General features: G+C 52.2%; 14 protein-coding genes. 2 read left to right on the top strand and 12 right to left on the bottom strand.

The window, feature by feature from the left end; translation table 11 throughout:
* Positions 1-32: 32 nt before the first annotated feature.
* Positions 33-2,186 (top strand): RNB domain-containing ribonuclease, encoded by a 2,154-nt coding sequence (locus tag OXH16_06490; GenBank protein ID MCY3681025.1) that lies wholly within the window; start codon positions 33-35, stop codon positions 2,184-2,186.
* Here the strand turns inward: OXH16_06490 and OXH16_06485 are convergent.
* From OXH16_06485 to OXH16_06430, 12 genes are all read right to left on the bottom strand, one after another.
* Entirely contained in the window at positions 2,183-2,779 is a 597-nt protein-coding gene (locus OXH16_06485; GenBank protein ID MCY3681024.1) for a UbiX family flavin prenyltransferase, read from the bottom strand. The genes OXH16_06490 and OXH16_06485 overlap by 4 nt on opposite strands.
* A gap of 20 nt (positions 2,780-2,799) precedes the next feature.
* The gene (ubiA, locus tag OXH16_06480) at positions 2,800-3,696 is read right to left on the bottom strand and encodes a putative 4-hydroxybenzoate polyprenyltransferase (protein ID MCY3681023.1); all 897 of its coding nucleotides are present in this window, start codon (positions 3,694-3,696) and stop codon (positions 2,800-2,802) included.
* On the bottom strand, positions 3,662-4,555 hold the full coding sequence (locus tag OXH16_06475; protein ID MCY3681022.1) for a peptidyl-alpha-hydroxyglycine alpha-amidating lyase family protein: 894 nt from the start codon (positions 4,553-4,555) through the stop codon (positions 3,662-3,664). The genes ubiA and OXH16_06475 overlap by 35 nt, the downstream gene beginning before the upstream one ends.
* A 130-nt stretch (positions 4,556-4,685) precedes the next feature.
* Entirely contained in the window at positions 4,686-7,196 is a 2,511-nt protein-coding gene (locus tag OXH16_06470; protein ID MCY3681021.1) for a beta-propeller fold lactonase family protein, read from the bottom strand.
* A 1-nt stretch (position 7,197) separates the two neighbouring features.
* A complete protein-coding gene (locus OXH16_06465) occupies positions 7,198-7,587 on the bottom strand; it encodes a hypothetical protein (GenBank protein MCY3681020.1) in 390 nt (129 codons plus the stop codon).
* A complete protein-coding gene (locus OXH16_06460) occupies positions 7,587-9,167 on the bottom strand; it encodes an Ig-like domain-containing protein (protein ID MCY3681019.1) in 1,581 nt (526 codons plus the stop codon). The genes OXH16_06465 and OXH16_06460 overlap by 1 nt, the downstream gene beginning before the upstream one ends.
* Before the next feature lie 109 nt (positions 9,168-9,276).
* A complete protein-coding gene (locus tag OXH16_06455; GenBank protein MCY3681018.1) occupies positions 9,277-10,164 on the bottom strand; it encodes a tyrosine recombinase XerC in 888 nt (295 codons plus the stop codon).
* 39 nt (positions 10,165-10,203) lie between these two features.
* A complete protein-coding gene (locus tag OXH16_06450) occupies positions 10,204-10,494 on the bottom strand; it encodes a HigA family addiction module antitoxin (protein MCY3681017.1) in 291 nt (96 codons plus the stop codon).
* 3 nt (positions 10,495-10,497) lie between these two features.
* The gene (locus OXH16_06445) at positions 10,498-11,679 is read right to left on the bottom strand and encodes a putative DNA binding domain-containing protein (GenBank protein MCY3681016.1); all 1,182 of its coding nucleotides are present in this window, start codon (positions 11,677-11,679) and stop codon (positions 10,498-10,500) included.
* Positions 11,680-11,811: 132 nt separating this feature from the next.
* The gene (gene topA / locus OXH16_06440; GenBank protein ID MCY3681015.1) at positions 11,812-14,256 is read right to left on the bottom strand and encodes a type I DNA topoisomerase; all 2,445 of its coding nucleotides are present in this window, start codon (positions 14,254-14,256) and stop codon (positions 11,812-11,814) included.
* Positions 14,257-14,354: 98 nt separating this feature from the next.
* A complete protein-coding gene (locus OXH16_06435; GenBank protein ID MCY3681014.1) occupies positions 14,355-16,409 on the bottom strand; it encodes a BatA and WFA domain-containing protein in 2,055 nt (684 codons plus the stop codon).
* A gap of 69 nt (positions 16,410-16,478) precedes the next feature.
* Positions 16,479-16,940, bottom strand: coding sequence for a PTS sugar transporter subunit IIA (locus OXH16_06430; protein ID MCY3681013.1), 462 nt, complete (start codon positions 16,938-16,940; stop codon positions 16,479-16,481).
* A gap of 247 nt (positions 16,941-17,187) precedes the next feature.
* On the opposite strand from OXH16_06430, the gene OXH16_06425 reads away from it, so the two are divergent.
* On the top strand, positions 17,188-18,200 hold a 1,013-nt coding region (locus tag OXH16_06425; GenBank protein ID MCY3681012.1), incomplete at its 3' end, for a tetratricopeptide repeat protein.

The raw sequence follows: 18,200 nt of genomic DNA, 5'->3' as shown, positions 1-18,200 counted from the left end.
TTACTCATGGGCAATAGAGACGAGGCAAAACCATGCAAAAACCCAAACGCGAAATCACAATCTCCAATCGCTACCTCTACTACTACGCCAGCCTGCTCAAACGCATCTACGGTCTGATCATCCGCAATGAACACAAAAATCAACCCGACGAGCGCTACACGGGCCATCTGGATGAAGATGGAATACCGAGTTCCCAGGATGCGCCTCATACAAAAGGCAGGTTACCCGGCACACCTGTCCAGGATGAAATTGTCCTGTTTCGCTTTCGAAAACGCCTGCTCCTGGGAACATGCCAGGCTGTTTTGCCCCGCAAAATTTCCGAAATCACAGTTTTATCAGAAGATGGCCGACGCCTACGCTTTCACCACCCCAACCTCGTCTATCTCACCGGCACCTCATCAACCGATGTACCACTCAAAACTTATGCAATGACCATCCGCGCTTTGAGCCGGGAAATAGACCTCGAATCCGTATGGGAAATCGCCGTTGAATCTGCAACCCCCCTTCCACTTTCAGAAATCGCCGATCTCTTCTACGATACAGAAAACGATGCGATACAATGGATCGCCCTCTATCTTCACCTGCACGGTGCCTGTCCTTATTTTCAACCTCAATATCCCAACTCGTACTCGCCCTATACGATAGATCAGGCATACTTCCGCCGTCAACACAACAGCCGCAAAAAAGATCGGGATGAAGAACGCGAAGAATTTATCCACGCCATGGCGAATAATACCGAATCCATAGCAGAACACACACTGACCCAGCGCCAGCAAACCTATCTGGAACAGATTCGACAATACGCATTGTGGGGCAGAGAATCCCAACACGCAACTCACGCTCAGGCATTGATCTCTGAAATTTGCAAAACCAAAAAAAATCGCCAAAAATCCGCAGTCGAACTACTCATCAAAAAAAAGGTCTGGAAACGCGATCAAAACCTCGACTTACTCCGCGCCGAAGTTCCAACTGCATTTTCAGACCTCGCCATCCGCCAGGCAGAAATACTCGCGCCCGCTTGTGGCAACCTCAAAAAACAACCCGTCTTTGTGATACACCCGCCCGATCATCCAAACATCGCCCTCTCATATCGGCACCGGCTCTTTGGAGGCGCAGAGTTTGGCGTACACATTCCAGATATGGGCGCACTCATCCCCAAAAATTCGCACATCGACCGCGACGCTGCCGAGCGCATGGCGCACATACCCTTTCCCGATCAACCCGTTCCCATGCTACCCACGCGCTTTTCACACGACCTGGGCCAATTCCAGAGCGACAAAGCGCACTCAGCACTCAGCATCTTCTGGCGCGTAAATCGGGATAGCCGCATCAAAGATTTTTGTATCGCGCAAACGGCCGCAATCAATAAAACGGACCTTTCACCAGAAAACATCGACCATGCACTAAACGACCCCGCTCACCCGCAGCACCGCGCCATACGATTCTTCTCGCAATTATCCGCACGCCTCCTCAAAAAGAGGCAAACAGCCATGCACGACCTCGAGGAACAATCACCGCCAAATCACGCCCATCACATTGCCCGTGAACTATCTCTGCTCGCTGGCATAGCCGTTGGTCGGTGGTGCAAAAATAAAGGGATCCCCGCAATTTACGAAACACGCGATCCCATTGAAAATACCGAGTCCATCGTACAAATCTTTCACCCCATCGTGCGCCGCCACGAACTTCACCGCCACACCCCGAACACCGGCCTCAGCACAACACCAGAAACACATCACGGCTATGGCATCTCGCATTATTGTCCCATCACCCAACCCACAATCAGATATACAGACCTCGTAATGCAACGCCAGATCGATCACTACCTTAAAACCGACCAATCCCTCTACACGGTTGACGACCTCAACACCCTGCGCTACCGCATGTGGGAAACGCAGGACCTCATCAACGACCTGGTACACCGCCGTACCCGCGATCTGATATTACAATCGTGGGAAAACCAACTTGGTCGAGAATTTCGCGCCGTAGTTCTCCACCTCAAAATGCGCGGCGTCCTCGTCGAACTCGTCGAACTCCTCGACCACCCCTTCAAAACAGTCATCTATCCAGGTTATCCCGTAGAAGTCGGCGACGAAATTGACCTGCGCCTGACGGGTATCGATCGCTGGAAAGGCTGGGCACACTTCACGGAAACAACCTACCAGAAATCAGCAGTCGGCTTTTAGTCCCCTTCCCACGCCGGATACAAATCGTGCTCGATGCCCAATAAACTCAAAATTCGACCAACGACAAAATCCGCCAAATCATCAAACGTCTCCGGCTTCTGATAAAATGCTGGCATCGCCGGCACCACAACAGCACCTGCCTCAGCCACCGCCACCATATTGCGCAATTGAATCAAATTCATCGGCGTCTCCCGCGGCACAATGATGAGCGTCCGACGTTCTTTCAACGCGACATCAGCGGCGCGCTCAATCAAATTGCGCGATAACCCATGTGCTATACTCGCCAGTGTTTTCATCGAACACGGCACCACCACCATACCGTCTGATCGCGCCGAACCACTCGCCAGCGTTGCAGCGAGATTCTTAAACGGATGTAGTGCCATGTTATCCACCGAAACACCGTAAAGTTCCCGAATAAACCCGCCAAAATTTTGCTGTTTTCCCTCAAACCCCGCCTCGTCTCGAAGCAACATCCAGCCAAATTCGGATATCACCACATCCACCGCAACCTCGCGCATCAGCAATGCGCGCAACGTGCGCAGCGCATAAATAGCCCCACTCGCTCCGGTAATTGCAACCGTAATACGTCTCATAGCAAACAGGCCCCCCAGGATTACAACAACAAATCGGCCAGCGTCCCGACAAAATACACCACACTAACCACACCATTCATCGTCAAAGACGCCATACCCGCCTTTGACAAATCCCGATGTCTCACCAGATAATGCTCATAAATCAACAAACCGCCTACGCACGCCACGCCAGCCACATAAAATACACCCAGTTCGAACACCTGCCCCACCCCCACCATCAAACCAAAAGCAATTACATGAAATAACCGCGCAATCCACAACGCGGGACCAATCCCAAACTTCTGCGGAATCGAATACACGCCAAACCGCCGGTCAAACTCCGCATCCTGACAGGCGTAAATCACATCAAACCCCGCGACCCACATCAACACCGCGCCACCGAGCAGTAAAATCTTTGCATCCAATTGTCCCGTCACAGCAATCCAAGCCCCCACTGGCGCGAGAGACAATGCCAAACCGAGAAAAAGCTGCGTCGTCCACGTAAAACGCTTCGTATAAGAATAAAAAAACACAATACCCAATGCCACGGGCGACAGCATCAAACACAGTGGATTTAACTTATAAGCCGCAAAAACGAGCAACGCAGAAAAAACGCACACAAACACCTTCACAGCACCTGCAGAAATAACCCCTTGCGGCAACTCGCGATTAGCCGTGCGCGGATTCGCCGCATCCATCTTCCGGTCCACGAGCCGATTAAAACCCATGGCAGCACTTCTCGCGCCCACCATCGCCACCACAATCCAGAACACCTGTTCGGACGAAATTCCGTATCCAGCCGCCGCCAATGCCGCACCTGAAAGCGCGAATGGCAAGGCAAAAATACTGTGGCCGAATTTAATCATCCGGCCATAAGTGAAAATACCCTCAACCATCACAGTCTTACCTTTGCCGGATAAACTTTTGCAACCGGCCATCTGTCTGCACTTCTCCCACGTACAAATCGCCGTGTGAATCCAGCCAGATACCGTGCGGACACTTTTTGAACTCACCCGGAATATCGCTTTCAACCCCGCGCCCCCACTCGGACAATTTCTCGCCATCAACCGTCCAGATACTCACCCGCTGATCCAACTCCGCGATATAAACCACCCCATCCTCGTCATCAATATAAACCGTATCGGGCTGGTGCAAACCCGTCCACTCGCCCTGAAAATTGCCCTCAGTATCGAAAAACTGAATGCGATTATTGCTCCGATCTGCCACCCACAAACGGTCATCCTTATCGACCCGCACAGAATGCACCAGATCAAATTGTCCCGGTCCAGTACCCGGTTCGCCCCAGGACTTGATCAACTCGCCATCGGGAGTGAACTTGTGCATTCTCGCATTGCCATACCCATCGGACACGTACATAAACCCCTGCGAATCAAACGCCACATCGGTCGGCAACCGAAACGGCTCGCCCTCATCGCCTTCTCGATCCGGTGTCCCCACCGTCACCAACAACTCGCCATCACTGGTAAACTTCCGCAAACAATGCGTATTGCGCTCCACACAATAGACATGATCTTCCGCATCGATATAAATGCCATGTGCATCTTTTAACACATCTTCGCCCCACGAAGACAAAAAATTGCCCTCGCGATCAAAAACCACCATCGGGTGCTCGCTGCGACTGTACACATAAACGCGATCCTGCGAATCGACGGCCACCGCCGGTATCCACCCAAACGACCAGCCTTCGGGCAGCGTCCACCAATTTTCCTGCACCGTATAGACATAATCACCCTGTCCAAATGTCATCACATCCTCCTCGTCAGTTAAGAGAGGCATCCCTGCCTCGACATTGAAGTTTTACAAACGCGTATGCCAACCACACGCCATTGCAATATACACCACAATTTGAGGGTAAAAACAAAAAAACTCTGGAAACCCAGAGCTTTTTTCGAGGAATCATCGCATATCAGACTGTTCTTCCGAAAACACTGGTAAAGAAAATAAAATCGCCGAAATTGACCTGGCCATCCCCATTCAAATCAAAACGCGCATCGGGACTCTCAGAACTAAACGCAGCAACAAACAGGAGAAAATCGCCAAAATCGATCTTCCCACTGCCATCAAAATCTGCTTTACTGGCTATCTCCTTCAAAGGCAGAAACACAGCAGGCTGAGAACGCACCGCCATACCGCGCGGCATATTCTCAAAATTCAGCGTTCTCAGAATCTGAAACGACTCCGCATCAAAAATAACCAGCTCATTCGAACTCTGGTTCGCCACATATATCTGCGACCCGTCGCGCGACACAAACAAAGAGCGCGTCTCTTCACCCTCGGGCAAAACCTTTACAGTATTCACAACGCGATTTTGCGCCACATCAACGACGACCAATTGGGCATTCAAGCGGTCTGTCGCATACAACCGCGAACCATCTGGCGATAAAGCGAGGCGAAATATCCCACCATCCATACGAATCGTCGTCACCACAGACTCCGACTCGGTATCAATCACCGCAACACCGCCACCACCAACGTCACCAAAGTCCCCACCCGACACATACAACCGCTTCCCATCAGCAGATATAACCAGTGACCGGGGTTCCTCAATCACATCAATGCGACCAATAGTCGCCCTGCGTGCGGTATCGACAACCAATACCTGATTGCCATTGATATCTGTAACATAAAGCCGCTTCCCATCCGGGTGAATCGCCACGCCATAAGGACCGTTCTCTCCGCTAATCGGCACCCGAATGCGAGAACGCACAGTCAAACTCGCCACATCTATAACCGAAATACTCTTAGACTGTGAATTGGTGACATAAAGTAGCTGCCCATCTGCGCTCAAAGCGAGATCCAGAGGCGCAGTATCAACCTCAATATTCGCCACCACCTGATGCGTGGCGGTCTCGATAACCGTGACCCGATTCTCAGATGTACCGGCAGATCCCCCCGTATTGGCGACAAACAAATAGCGCTGATCCGGCGTCATCAAAACACTTAAAGGCACCACGCCAGTGGGAATGTGTGCCACTTCTTCGCCCGTACCCATATCGATAACAGCCACGACATCGGCATCTCGCAATGCAACAAAAAGTACAGATGAGCCAGAAAGTGATATCACATCGAATTGCAACATGGGCAAATCAGATGCCGGCGAAGGCGTCTCATTGCCATCGCCATCGCGCGCAATCACCCGATACTCAATCCTCGATCCCACACTTTGCCCGTCGAGTTCCGCGGCAAAAATATCGTTCCCCGTAGGGATCATTGGCAGCACCTGCTCACCCCCACCATTAATCCGATAACGCAATTCAACAGTCGCCACCCCTGTATTATCGGTCACCCTTGCCGAAAAGCGATAGGGACCATTGGGATCGGGCGTATTGGCTGGAAAAATAGTCTCCCGAATAAAAGGCGCGCCCGGTGCAGAAGGCCCAATCGCAAAATCGATATTCTCTATAACGCGGTCAATCTCAACGCGTATGATCTGGGCATTATCCTGCACAAACGCATTGTTATAATATTCTCTGTCTAATCTTTCTTCATATAACGTCTGAAAAATACCGCCAAAATTATCAGCAGAAATTGCGCGATGGTGTGGCTCAATCGCAACGTGATAATCACCCGGGGGCAAACCGAGAATTTCATAACGCCCATCGCCATTGGGTCCCTTTTGTTCACCTGCCGTCCCCGATAGAACACTCGCAACAAACATAAGGGAATCTGTTCCCGCCTGATAAGCCACCACATGCACGCCAAATGCGGGACCATCGGCACTCAAGACCTGCCCACGCACACCGCCGGTCAGCCCTTCTACCGGGTATATCGCCGTTATACCCGCGATATCATCGGCTTCCAGAGAACGCTCGGCACGAGGTGCCTGGGACGAAGCATAGGGAAACATTGTCGCACGCAGTTCGGGGTCACCCACCCAGGGGCTGTGATCCAGCCCCAACAAATGGCCGATTTCATGCGTCATCACAGCGTGAAGATCGGTGAAGTCTTCAGGCGTAGCATTCTCCTCAATCGAAAATTGATGATCCCGCCCATTAAAAACAATATCCACATCCGTAATCAAACCATCGTCGTTATTGATAACCCGTGCAACGGCAATGACCCCCGTCCCCTCAGGTGCGCCTATAATCTCTCCCGTCGCATCGTAAAAAATCACATTGCGATTATCATTACCCGACACTTCAAGCTGTGCTGTACCTTCATATTCAAAGGTAATAAATGCCGACGGCACCGCGCCCCAGTCGTTAAATCCCTGCTGTGCAATCCGCACCACCTCGGTCTCGGGAAAGGGAAAACTCCCGGTATTGACCACAAAGGGAATACCCGCCCCGGCCCGAGAAGGCGACCAGCGAAGTGTCACAATTTGTCCACGCGAATTTTGTTCTGTAAGAATCACATATCCTTCCGCACCAACCCACAGAGCGAGCAGAAGGCCAAAAACGCACATTTTTCTTATCATATTAATCCTCTTGTTTAAGTACTGATTCAGATCCCGTTGCATCCATCATCCACACCTCGGCTTTGCCATCTCGATCAAAATCCGCTTCTGCATACGCCTTGAAACCATCCTCTGAAACAGTCACCCGATAGCGAAATCGTCCCGGCGCATTATTGAGTTGTAAAATACCTCCGTTATTTTTTTCATCAATAGGCAAATAAGTGCCATATTCCGCGCGATATGCGTGTTCCAAAGCCGCAATGCGTTGCAACATAATACGGGCGCGTTCTCGCTCTGCATCTTCGGGCGTGCGATATGTAAACTGATAAAACAACACCACGCACAGCATCACCAACAGCCCAATCACAATACCCGCTTGAGGCAACTGATCTCGATCTTTCCAAAAGAACATCACGGACTCTCCTCACTGGTTGGCAATATCCACCAGACCCTGGATTCCAACTTCTCGACCTCCGTCTCCCATCGCGCCCGTACCTCCACCGTATCAGCCCGCGCGATCAAAGGCTCCGCAGGCACAAACGGATGAACCTGGCCAGATATCCACTGACCATTGCGGTCGCGATCTAAAAATCCAGAAATGCGATACGTCCCCGGAAGCAAATTCGTCAAACTAAACGTCGTATCCCGCAAAACCTGTTCCCGAAAAAAATCATGCGTCAACCCCACCACCCATATCACCACATCAGAAGAAGACGTCGTCCCGGAAACGCGCCCCAGAGCCGCAGTGTCCATCACAGAAAAAACAAACGAAATCGGTTCAGAAAGAACATTGCCACCAATATCCAATAGCCGCTCGTGCTTTCCAATGAGCCGAATCGTCTCGCCACTCTTCCAGAGACTATCCGGTACAAACACGAGATGATTGGGCGCAACCCATTCAAAATGCCCTTGCGGAACAACCGTCGAATCCGACTCTACCCACAGGTCAGACACGGGATCTACACGCATCGCATCGGAAAACAACATGCGAATCACAGCCGTTGGCAAAACATTCTCGGCATTCTCCGTCGGTATGCGTGCCAGCACCTCTGGCGCGCGTCGATCGCGCGTACCATCGCCTCGCACCATTACATCTGTGGTATCGCGATTCTCCCACCGATCTGCGACATCAACCCGCACCCTGTATTCCACGCCCTGCGCTTGCAGTTCAGTAAACAATCCCACCCCACTAGAGTCAACGGGATCTTGATATATCTCCAACACCGATAGCCCAGATATTTCAACGCCCAAAACGCGCACAGGTTCATCAAAACGCATCAAAACATGCTGTTGATCGGGAGTGCGTGCAGCAACGAGCGCAGGTGCTGATGTATCGCGCACCGCGAGTTTGAGATCGCCCAGGCGAACGCGCCCCTCATCGGAAAGCGCCACATCGCCGGGCGGCAGTGCCAACAAGTCGCCAGATGAATACGTGCGATCATTATTCTGATCGCCAAAAGCAAATACCCGATAATTCCCAGAACCCAAACGCGGCAATACAAAATGGCCCGTTTCATCGGGCTGCGTCACATAAGTGGGGCGGTCTCTCACCGGATCGGGTGCTGTCACCACAGACAGATCATAAGCCCAAACAAAAACCTGTCCCCTTTCCTCCTTAGACTTCAACACCCGCCCATTGAGTTCCCCGCGATTTAAGCGATCCCCCGTCGCAAATCCAAAACTATAAGAAGCCCGCATGCGGTTGCGCCACTCATCCGCGCTCTCCTGCCCCACCGTGACCAGATACGTCCGGTTGGCTTGTAAGCCATCGGACAACCGAATTTCCAGCACATCCCCACGCCACTTGAAATCGAATTCCTCAGCCCCCTGTGGCGAAACAAATAACGCCCGCTCGACCGACCTGCGATCCATCGCCTCAGAAAAGCGAATGCGAATCGGCGTATCCAACCCGACTCGCACAGAATCATCTGCGGGCACTGTATCGATCACCCTCGGCGGCGTTTTATCGAGCGGACCTCCTGGCGGAGGCATCTGCCGCGCACAGGCAAAAAAAAGAAAAAAGAAAAAAAGGTAAGATATAAGACGCGAGACGCGAGCAGTTGCTTGGCGAAAGTGCTGGTGATAATGCCACATTATTTTTTCACGCCCGTGGATGTGCTTGTCGATAGGCTCTTTTTAACCGCTCGACACTCACATGCGTATAAACCTGTGTAGTAGAAAGACTCGCATGGCCGAGCAACTCCTTCACCGCATTGAGATCTGCACCCGCATCCAGCAGATGGGTTGCATAGGCGTGGCGCAATGCATGGGGAGACAAAGACCGCCCGGTCGCTTTGCTGAGATACCGGACAACGCGACCTTGAATACCACTGGGACTCAGCGGACGCCCGGACCGCGCCAAAAACAAATGCCGTTGGTCGGTCGTCTGCTCAGAAACCAGTTCTCCTCGCCGCATCAAATAAGCCACCAGCGCAACCCGGGCCGGTTCCCCGAAAGGAACCAATCGCTCTTTATTCCCCTTGCCCACAACCCGCACCAGTTTATCTGCCAGATCCACAGCCTCAATTTTAAGCCCCGCAAGCTCGCGCAATCGAATTCCCGAGCTATAAAACAACTCCAAAATCGCCCGATCGCGCAATCCCAACACCGTATTGGGCGACGGCAGGGACATCGCGCGGGCAACCTCGTCAACATCCAGATAAACGGGCAATATCTTATCCTGCCTGGGCGGGCGCACATCAAGTGCTGGATTCCGATCCAAATCCCCTACATTACACAAATAACTCAAAAACGTTCGCACCGCCGCCAGCTTTCGGGCAACAGACCGCCGACCAAATCCCCTATTGTGCAAAAAGCCCAAAAAATCCCTCACCGCATGCCGATCAATCTGCTGCGGGCGATCCACCCCACGCCCATGCAAAAAAGCGGCGAACTGATCCAGATCCGTGTTATATGCCGCACACGTATGATCGGACAATCGCCGCTGCCGCGATAGATGGGTGAGAAATTGGGTAATGGCTGTTTTCATGGCATTAAAAAAGACCCATTTCAAATGGCAATCGCACCATCAGATAATCTCCTGAGCAGTGGGCAGAGAGCGCACCGCCGCCCCCACTTGCTGATCGGCAACAACGAGATCAAACTGCATCTGGAGATTCAGCCAGAATAAAGGATCAACACCGAACCAGTGCCCAAATCGCAAAGCGGTATCGCTATCTACAGAACACTTACCCGCGATAATCTGACCAATGCGATCTGGCGGCACGTCAATCTGGCGTGCAAACGTCACTGGGGACACCCCAAATTCCGCCAACTCGTCTCGCAGAATCTCGCCGGGATGAACAACTCGCTTCAACATAGTTCAGATGCTCCCCTTTCGAAACGTCACCCGCACAAACTTCCCGCCCTCGTCTTGCACGATTTCTGGCTCAGTACCGTTAAATTCCCGCATCTCTCTCCGCATCACGGGCCACCCGCGGCCTCGCTGTTCCATCAAGCGCGCGACGAGCATAGCATTTGCCATCAACTCATTGCGGGATCGGGGATTGCCGCCCGAGCGCACATTCTCGACACTCATGTGATTTGGAAAAGTCCCTGGACTGGTCACATCAATTCGGTCGCGGAATACTTCGAGCAGCACCTTCGAACCCGTAATCGCGTACTCCCGGTGAACAACGGCATTAACGATTGCCTCGCGCAGTGCCTTCTCGGGAATTAGTGGCGTCTCCACCCGATCAAGACCGTGGTAGCTCTCCTTCCATCCCAAACCGCGAACCCATCCGACTGACCGGCGTATTTGCTCTTCAAGACGTCCCTTCCCCTCACCGGTGAGAATAACATCCGACGCCCGATCCTCGCCCAAATAGGCTACGCACTCGACGAAAAAATTCGTTGTCTGCGGATGTGCCTGCGGCTCTTTGCCAAACGCCATCAGCCCGTAAAGCGTTGGACACAGGGCATTGTCGAACTCAGCCAAAATGCGTCTATTGCACAGATCGTCAGCAATTGCGGGCTGCGGTTCCTCCTCTGTATCGAGCCCTTGCGCACGCAGGAAAGCCCGAAACGCATCGAGATCAATATCCTCTATTCTCGCGGACGGAATGACCTGTTCTTCCGTCAAAATAAAACCGAAAATATTGTACAACTCTTGGAGTTCGGTTGCCGATGGTTCTACACTGCTGCGTCCGCGCCGAATCCAGACGCGTCCTCGATAGTTAAGCGGCTCAAACCCCCGCTGGCGAGGCACCTCAATCCAATGCACCCATCCGTTCAGATCATTGTAACGCCCACAGCGCGCAGAAACCGGCGCACTACATCCCGAATGCAGAAAACTCGTCAGCCTTTCCTGCACCGCATCCGGATTCTCTCTCACCCCGACAATCGTTCCCAGATCATCAACACCCAGGATAATCAACCCACCTTCCGCATTGGCAAAGGCGCAAATTGCCCGACCGATTCCCGAGAACTCTCTCAGGTCGCGTTTAAATTCCGTCCTGCCATCCTCGCCCGCTTTGATGCGCCGCGCAATGTCATCCCATTCCATAGACCACCCCGCTTCACACAGTCTTTTAAAACCTTCTGAATTGCGGCTCAACATCATGCCGCAATGACGGGTGCTATCACTGAACTGATCTGGACTACGACCAGTTGTACACCGCTCCCCTCTTCACACTTTTCACTTCCTACTTCTTCTTCTCGGCCTTCTCCTATTCGTCGCCGGGTTTTCCGCGATAATTTTCTCGCAAGCCGCCTGCGTCAAAGAAGACGCCTCCACGCCCTTTGGAATGCGGTAATTATTTCCATTGTGTTTGATATAAGGACCATACCGCCCGGCAAGAACCTGAATCCCGTCAAAATCGTGAATCACATTCTGCGACTGCCTGCCGCCCGCCCCGCCCTGCATAAATTTCTCGAGCGTCTCGCGGTCTAATGTCGCCGCATCCATCCCTCTGGGAATTTTGTAATTCTTCCCATCTTTGCGAATATAGGGACCATACCGCCCATTGAGCACCTGGAAATCGTCAAAATCGCGAATCACATTTTTGGCTTTGCGATCTTCCTCAGCCGCCGCGATCTCCAACGCGCGATCCAGCGTCACCCCAAACAGATCTTCCCCCTCTGGCAAAGAAAAAAAGTTGCGACCTATTCGCACATAAGGACCGTAGCGACCCGTATTGACCTGCACCTCATCACCCGCATCATTTTGCCCGAGTTTGCGGGGCAATTCAAAACACTTGAGGGCATCGGCCAATTCAATATCAAAAATACTCTGATTGGGGGGTAAAGAGGCAAACAAAGGCTTTTCTTTTTCCCCAGCGTTACCAATTTGAACATAAGGACCGTAATTGCCAAAACGCACACTCACCTCGCGCCCCGTATTGGGATCTTTGCCCAACTTGCGCCCAATTTTATCAACCGACTTTTTGTCTTCCACCCGCTTATTAAACGGCGGATAAAAATCTTCCAACATCGTCTTCCACGAATTTTTCCCCTGTGCAATCTCGTCAAAATCGTCCTCGAGATGCGATGTAAAACGCAAATCGACAATATCGGGAAAATGCGCCATCAAAAAATCGTTCACCACCTCGCCGATATCCGTGGGCTTGAGCTTCTTATCTCGCGTGCGCTCTACATACTCCCGGCTCTGAATCGTCGAAATCGTCGGCGAATAAGTCGAAGGACGCCCAATACCCTCGCCCTCGAGCTTCTTCACCAGTGAAGCCTCGGTATAACGCGCGGGCGGTTTGGTAAACAGTTGCTCCAAATGCAACTTCTCCAAATTGAGCACCTGTCCCTTTGCAACCCTGGGCAAAATCACATCCTTATTGCTGACGTCCGCATCTGGATTATCGGACCCCTCGGTATAAACCCTCAAAAATCCGGGAAATAAAACGCGCTGTCCCCTTGCCTCAAAAATCAATTCACCCGCTTCACCAGCCCGAATGCGAATCGTCGTATATGCAATGCGCGCATCGGCCATCTGCGTCGCCAACGTGCGCTTCCAGATCAAATCGTAAAGCCGAAATTGTCGGGGATCGAGATGTCCTCTAACGCCGTTGGGTTTAATCGACAAATCCGCCGGACGTATCGCCTCGTGCGCTTCTTGCGCCCCCCTAGTCCTATTGGCAAATCGCCGGGGCTTTTCCACAGTGTAATCCCGACCAAATTCCCGCACAATTACCTCCCGCGCCTGATTCACCGCCTGCTCGGCCAAACTCACCGAATCGGTACGCATATACGTAATCAGACCGCCGGTATATCCGGGAATCTCAAAATTGCCCTCGTAAAGTTGTTGTGCAACCCGCATCGTCTGCGCCACGGAAAAACCCAGCTTGCGAGACGCCTCTTGTTGCAGCGTCGATGTCGTAAACGGAGGCACGGGCCGCCGCACGCCCTCGCGCTCGCCCACCTCTGCCACGACAAATTCTCCCTTCAGCGCACTCGCTTCAATAGCTTTTGCCTCGGCTTCATTTTTCACAGACGCTTTTTTGCCATTGTGCCGCGTCAATTCAGCCTGAAATTTGGGATCCTTAAAATCGGATTTAATCCGCCAATATTCCTCTGGCTTAAACGTCCGAATCTCCCGCTCCCGATCAACAATAATCCGCACCGCCACACTCTGCACGCGCCCGGCTGACAATCCGCCCTTTACCTTTCGCCACAACAAAGGCGACAACTGATATCCCACAGCGCGATCCAAAATGCGACGCGCCTGTTGTGCATCCACCAAATTTTGATCCAGTTCGCGCGGATTTTCAAGCGCGTGCAAAATCGCAGACCGGGTAATCTCGTGAAACACAATCCGCTTAATAGGCTGATTCTTAAGTCCCAGCGCGGAAATCAGATGCCACGAAATAGATTCTCCTTCTCGGTCTTCATCCGTCGCCAGATAGACAGTCGTATCTTTTTCAATATCCTTTTTCAGCGCCTGAATCACACTGCGCTTGTCTTGCGACACCACGTATTTGGGATCAAAACTCTCCACATCAAAGCCCAATTCGCGTGCGGGAAGATCTCGCACATGCCCCATAGAAGCAGCGACTTTGTAGTCCTTGCCCACAAATCGAGAAATTGTGCGTGCTTTAGCAGGTGATTCGACAATAATCAAATTTTTCGCCATCAAAACATCCTTTATCATTCAAATGAAGTAGAGGCGGTGCCTCTCTGCCCACCCATTGCAATTCAAAAAAATACGCGCACCAATTACAAAAGTCAAGGTCACGTCCCGCGGCTCGTGCGCGCAGACTGTGCAATGAGCATCTCTGCGCCCATCGCCATCAAAGCTACCAACAGCACCCATCGCCAGAGTTCCTGACCGTGTCTCTGGGAAAGGACAACCGCCTTCAAATCGGCCTCGCCATCCACAACGCGCAAGCGATCTTTACCAAAAAGGGCTTCGAGTTGCGCCATCGGAACCGGCGTCAAATCGGGTTCGCGCTCATCAACCTGAACGGCAAAGCGATCAGAGACGCGCTCGCGCGCAAAAATCTCCCACACCCCTGGCACATCCACCGCGCCAACCGGCCACACCGATTGCAAGCCGCGTTGTTGGGGCCAAATTGTTCTGGGTTCTGCACCCGGCGCCTGCAAAACAGCTTCAGACGCATTTTCCCGTCGGATATCTCTGTACACAACCTGACCGACGCGGTAGTCAGATCGGCCAAACGCCCCAACCGCCAGATATCCACTCAGGCGATGCACAAATGGAACAAAAAAGCCGGAAAGCGGCGCGTCATTCCATCCCAAATTCGCGCTCACCGAAGACGCAAACAGCACGACGCGACCATTGCCCTTACGTGACTCGATAAGCGCGGGTGCCCCCGAGGCGAAGGACAACACAGAGCGTGCATTTGCCTCGGGCAAAACCCGATAAGAAACAAAAAAACGCGGGCTTTGAAACGCCCCCTTGAGTTCCAAACCCGATAGCATGGGATGATCGGGCAAAACCGTCTGCAAAGCCTGATAAGCACCCGACAACGCGCCCCGCGTACCGAGTAATTTAGCCGGAAAAAGCGCGGGCAACACATGCTCATTATAATGTCGGACGTCTATTTGATCCCCCAGAAAAATAGCCAGACCCACCCCGTGCGATATCCGATTTTGCAAAGCGGCAATCGCACCTGTAGAAAGCCGCGCAATATTGCACAAAAAAACCACATCAACACCTTCCAACACCTGATCTGATACGCGTTCGGGTGTAACCTGCACCACCTCGCTTGAGACAACGGATAATGCCTCTGCGAGATAATAAGACTCGTGGGACGCCTGACCCACCAGCAAAATGCGAACGCGCTCTGGAACGCGCAATACCGTCACGCGCTTATTATCTGCCTCGAGGGCGTCTGCCCCTATTTCCACGCGCAGGGCAACATCCCCCCCTGTTTTGGGCACAAACGACGTATGCAATTTGCGACGGCCACCCGCAGGCACATGGGCAATATCCTGGCCAATGCGCCGACCATCCAAAAATATCTGCACAGGCACATCGCCTCGATTTGCCACACCGTAATTGATCAATTCGATCGCCAGCGTGGTTGAACGCCCGACCTCTGGAGAAGAGGTATTGATCTGCCCAATGCCGATATTGGCAACTTGCGAAGGCCGTTCGGAAATGATGCACACCGATACATCGTCCAAATTAGACAGTGTATCGGGCAAATTCGTCCACCCATTATATGCGCGATCCGTTACAAAATACAACTCGCGATTGGACATCTGTGACCCGGACAAATGCGACAGCGCCAATTGCAATCCCGCCTCAAAATCTGTACTGCCAAATCCGGGTTGCAGCGTATCCATAAACAACCGCAACCGCTCTGGCGAAGTCACATCAACCTCCTCGACGCCTTTGTCGATCAATGCCAGACGCACATCGTCGCGCTCATCAAACAGCGCCAACAGAGCCTGCACCTTGCGAAGCGCGCGCTCAAACAACGTACCTTCTGCTGTGCGGTATTGCATACTCAACGAACGATCGAGCAAAATAACCGCCGATGTCCCCGCATCGCCTACCTGCCCACTGCCCCCACTCAAAGTCGGACGCGCGAAAGCCAGCACAAGGAAAACAATGAGCAGGGTTCGCAAAATGAGCAACGCGAGATGCTTGAATTTTAGCCGTCGCATGCGGTCGTGCTGGAGTTTTTGCAAAAGCGCCACATTCGAAAACGACACTGTTACTGCACGGCGCCGATTCAGCAAATGAATCACAAGCGGCAATAACGCCGCCCACAAACCGTGCAACAACATTGGATTTGTAAATGAAAGACCGAACATGAGAAAAGCTCAAACAAAAAAACCTGCTTCACAGCAAAGCAGGCATCGGGTCAAATCTTATGACATTTATTAGTTCTTCTTATCTTCTGCCTCAATAATCGCCAGAGCTTCCTCGCGATTTCTAATGCCAATCAAACGCTGTCTAAAATCCTCTCCTTTGAGTACTCTTGATATCCGCGCTAAAGCTTTAATATGAGGTCCCGAGACATCCAGAGGCGAGACCAGAAGAAAAAAAATGTAGGTCTTTTTACCATCTAAAGCATTAAAATTAATACCTTCCGACTTGATACCCAGCACGCCGCCCAGCGTCGTGGCATATTCCGACTTCCCATGGGGAATGGCAATACCGTGCCCAATACCCGTACTCATAATATCTTCGCGCTCTAAAACCGCCTGGAGCACCTTATCGCGGTCAGTAATTTTATCGCCCACTTCGAGTTCATTAACAAGCTCTTCGAGAATTTCCCGCTTGTTTTGCCCCTTAAGCCCGATAATGACCGATTTGCCCGACAAAATCTCCATCAACGTCATAAATGCCCTTTCATTCGAGTGAGAGCATAGACATCTCTGCCTGCGCGCCTATCCGCACACATCGCTTTTAGACGGAAAATAAAACGCCCCTTCAACTAAGTCAAGAAAATTAGATATATTTATACCTGCGCGATCCCATAAGTCGCAAAAGTCATTGAGAAATTCAGCAAAAGTTTTTAACGTTTAAGCGAAACCGAAAATCCAAACAGACGTATAAAAACTGCCACGACACTACAAAGGATTATCCATGCACAAAGTCCTCTACTCGACCATTTATCTACTCCTCATCAGTTTTGCAAGCACGGGCTTCGCGCAAAACCGCGACCTCCGCGACGTCATCAACCGGTTGAAAGCAGACCTGGCTACCGCGTCTGATTCATCGGCGAACTACGCGCGCATGGGCCTGCTCTATTTGCGCCTTGAAGAAGCCGACAGCGCCGAAGCAGCCTTTCAAAATGCACTCGCCTTGCGCCCCAATCTCGCAATTGCCCACACGGGCCTGGGTCGCGTGTACCAAAACCTGCGCAACAAACCCGACCGCGCGTTGTCGCACTACGAAAAAGCGGTCGCCATCGACACCACAGACGCCGACGCCCACGACGACCTCATCAAAACCTTGCTCGCGCTTGAAGATACCGGAAGCCGCGCGCGAAAAGCGGCCTCACAAACCATTGCGCGATTTCCCGACCTATCTTCTTCCTATCTCCTGCTCGCCCGCGCACATCGCGAAGAAGGCAGTGCGCATCAGGTCGCGCTTTACTACTACAAAAAATACCTCGATCTCAACCCCGAAGACCACGAAACCGCATACCAATTTGCCTACGCGCTATACGAAGCCAAAGAATACCGCGACCTCGAAGACATCACATCGCGCATGCGAGACCCCCGCGCACTGCCATTGCTCGCCCAGGCCCTCATAAAAAGACGCGACCACGAAGGCGCACTGGCGGCATTTCAACACTATATCGAGACCCTGCCCAAAGAAGAACTGCCCCTCTATGACGACATCTCTTATATCGGCTCAAAAGCCGAAGCGCGCGCTTACCGCCTCGCATCGGCCTCGGACAACAAAACACAACGCGAGCGTTTTCTCACACGCTTCTGGTTGCAAAAAGATCCCTTTAAAACCTCGGGAGGCGCACTGCGCAGAGCCGAACACTACCGCAGAGTATGGCATGCGCGAACCCATTTTGGCAGAAAGTGGCCGTGGGATCGCCGGGGAGAAATCTATATTCGATATGGCGAACCCGACTACATCTC

Source organism: Gemmatimonadota bacterium (genome assembly GCA_026705765.1).
In the GTDB taxonomy this organism is placed as follows: Bacteria; Latescibacterota; UBA2968; order UBA2968; family UBA2968; genus VXRD01.
This window is presented reverse-complemented; position numbering and strand designations above follow the sequence as displayed.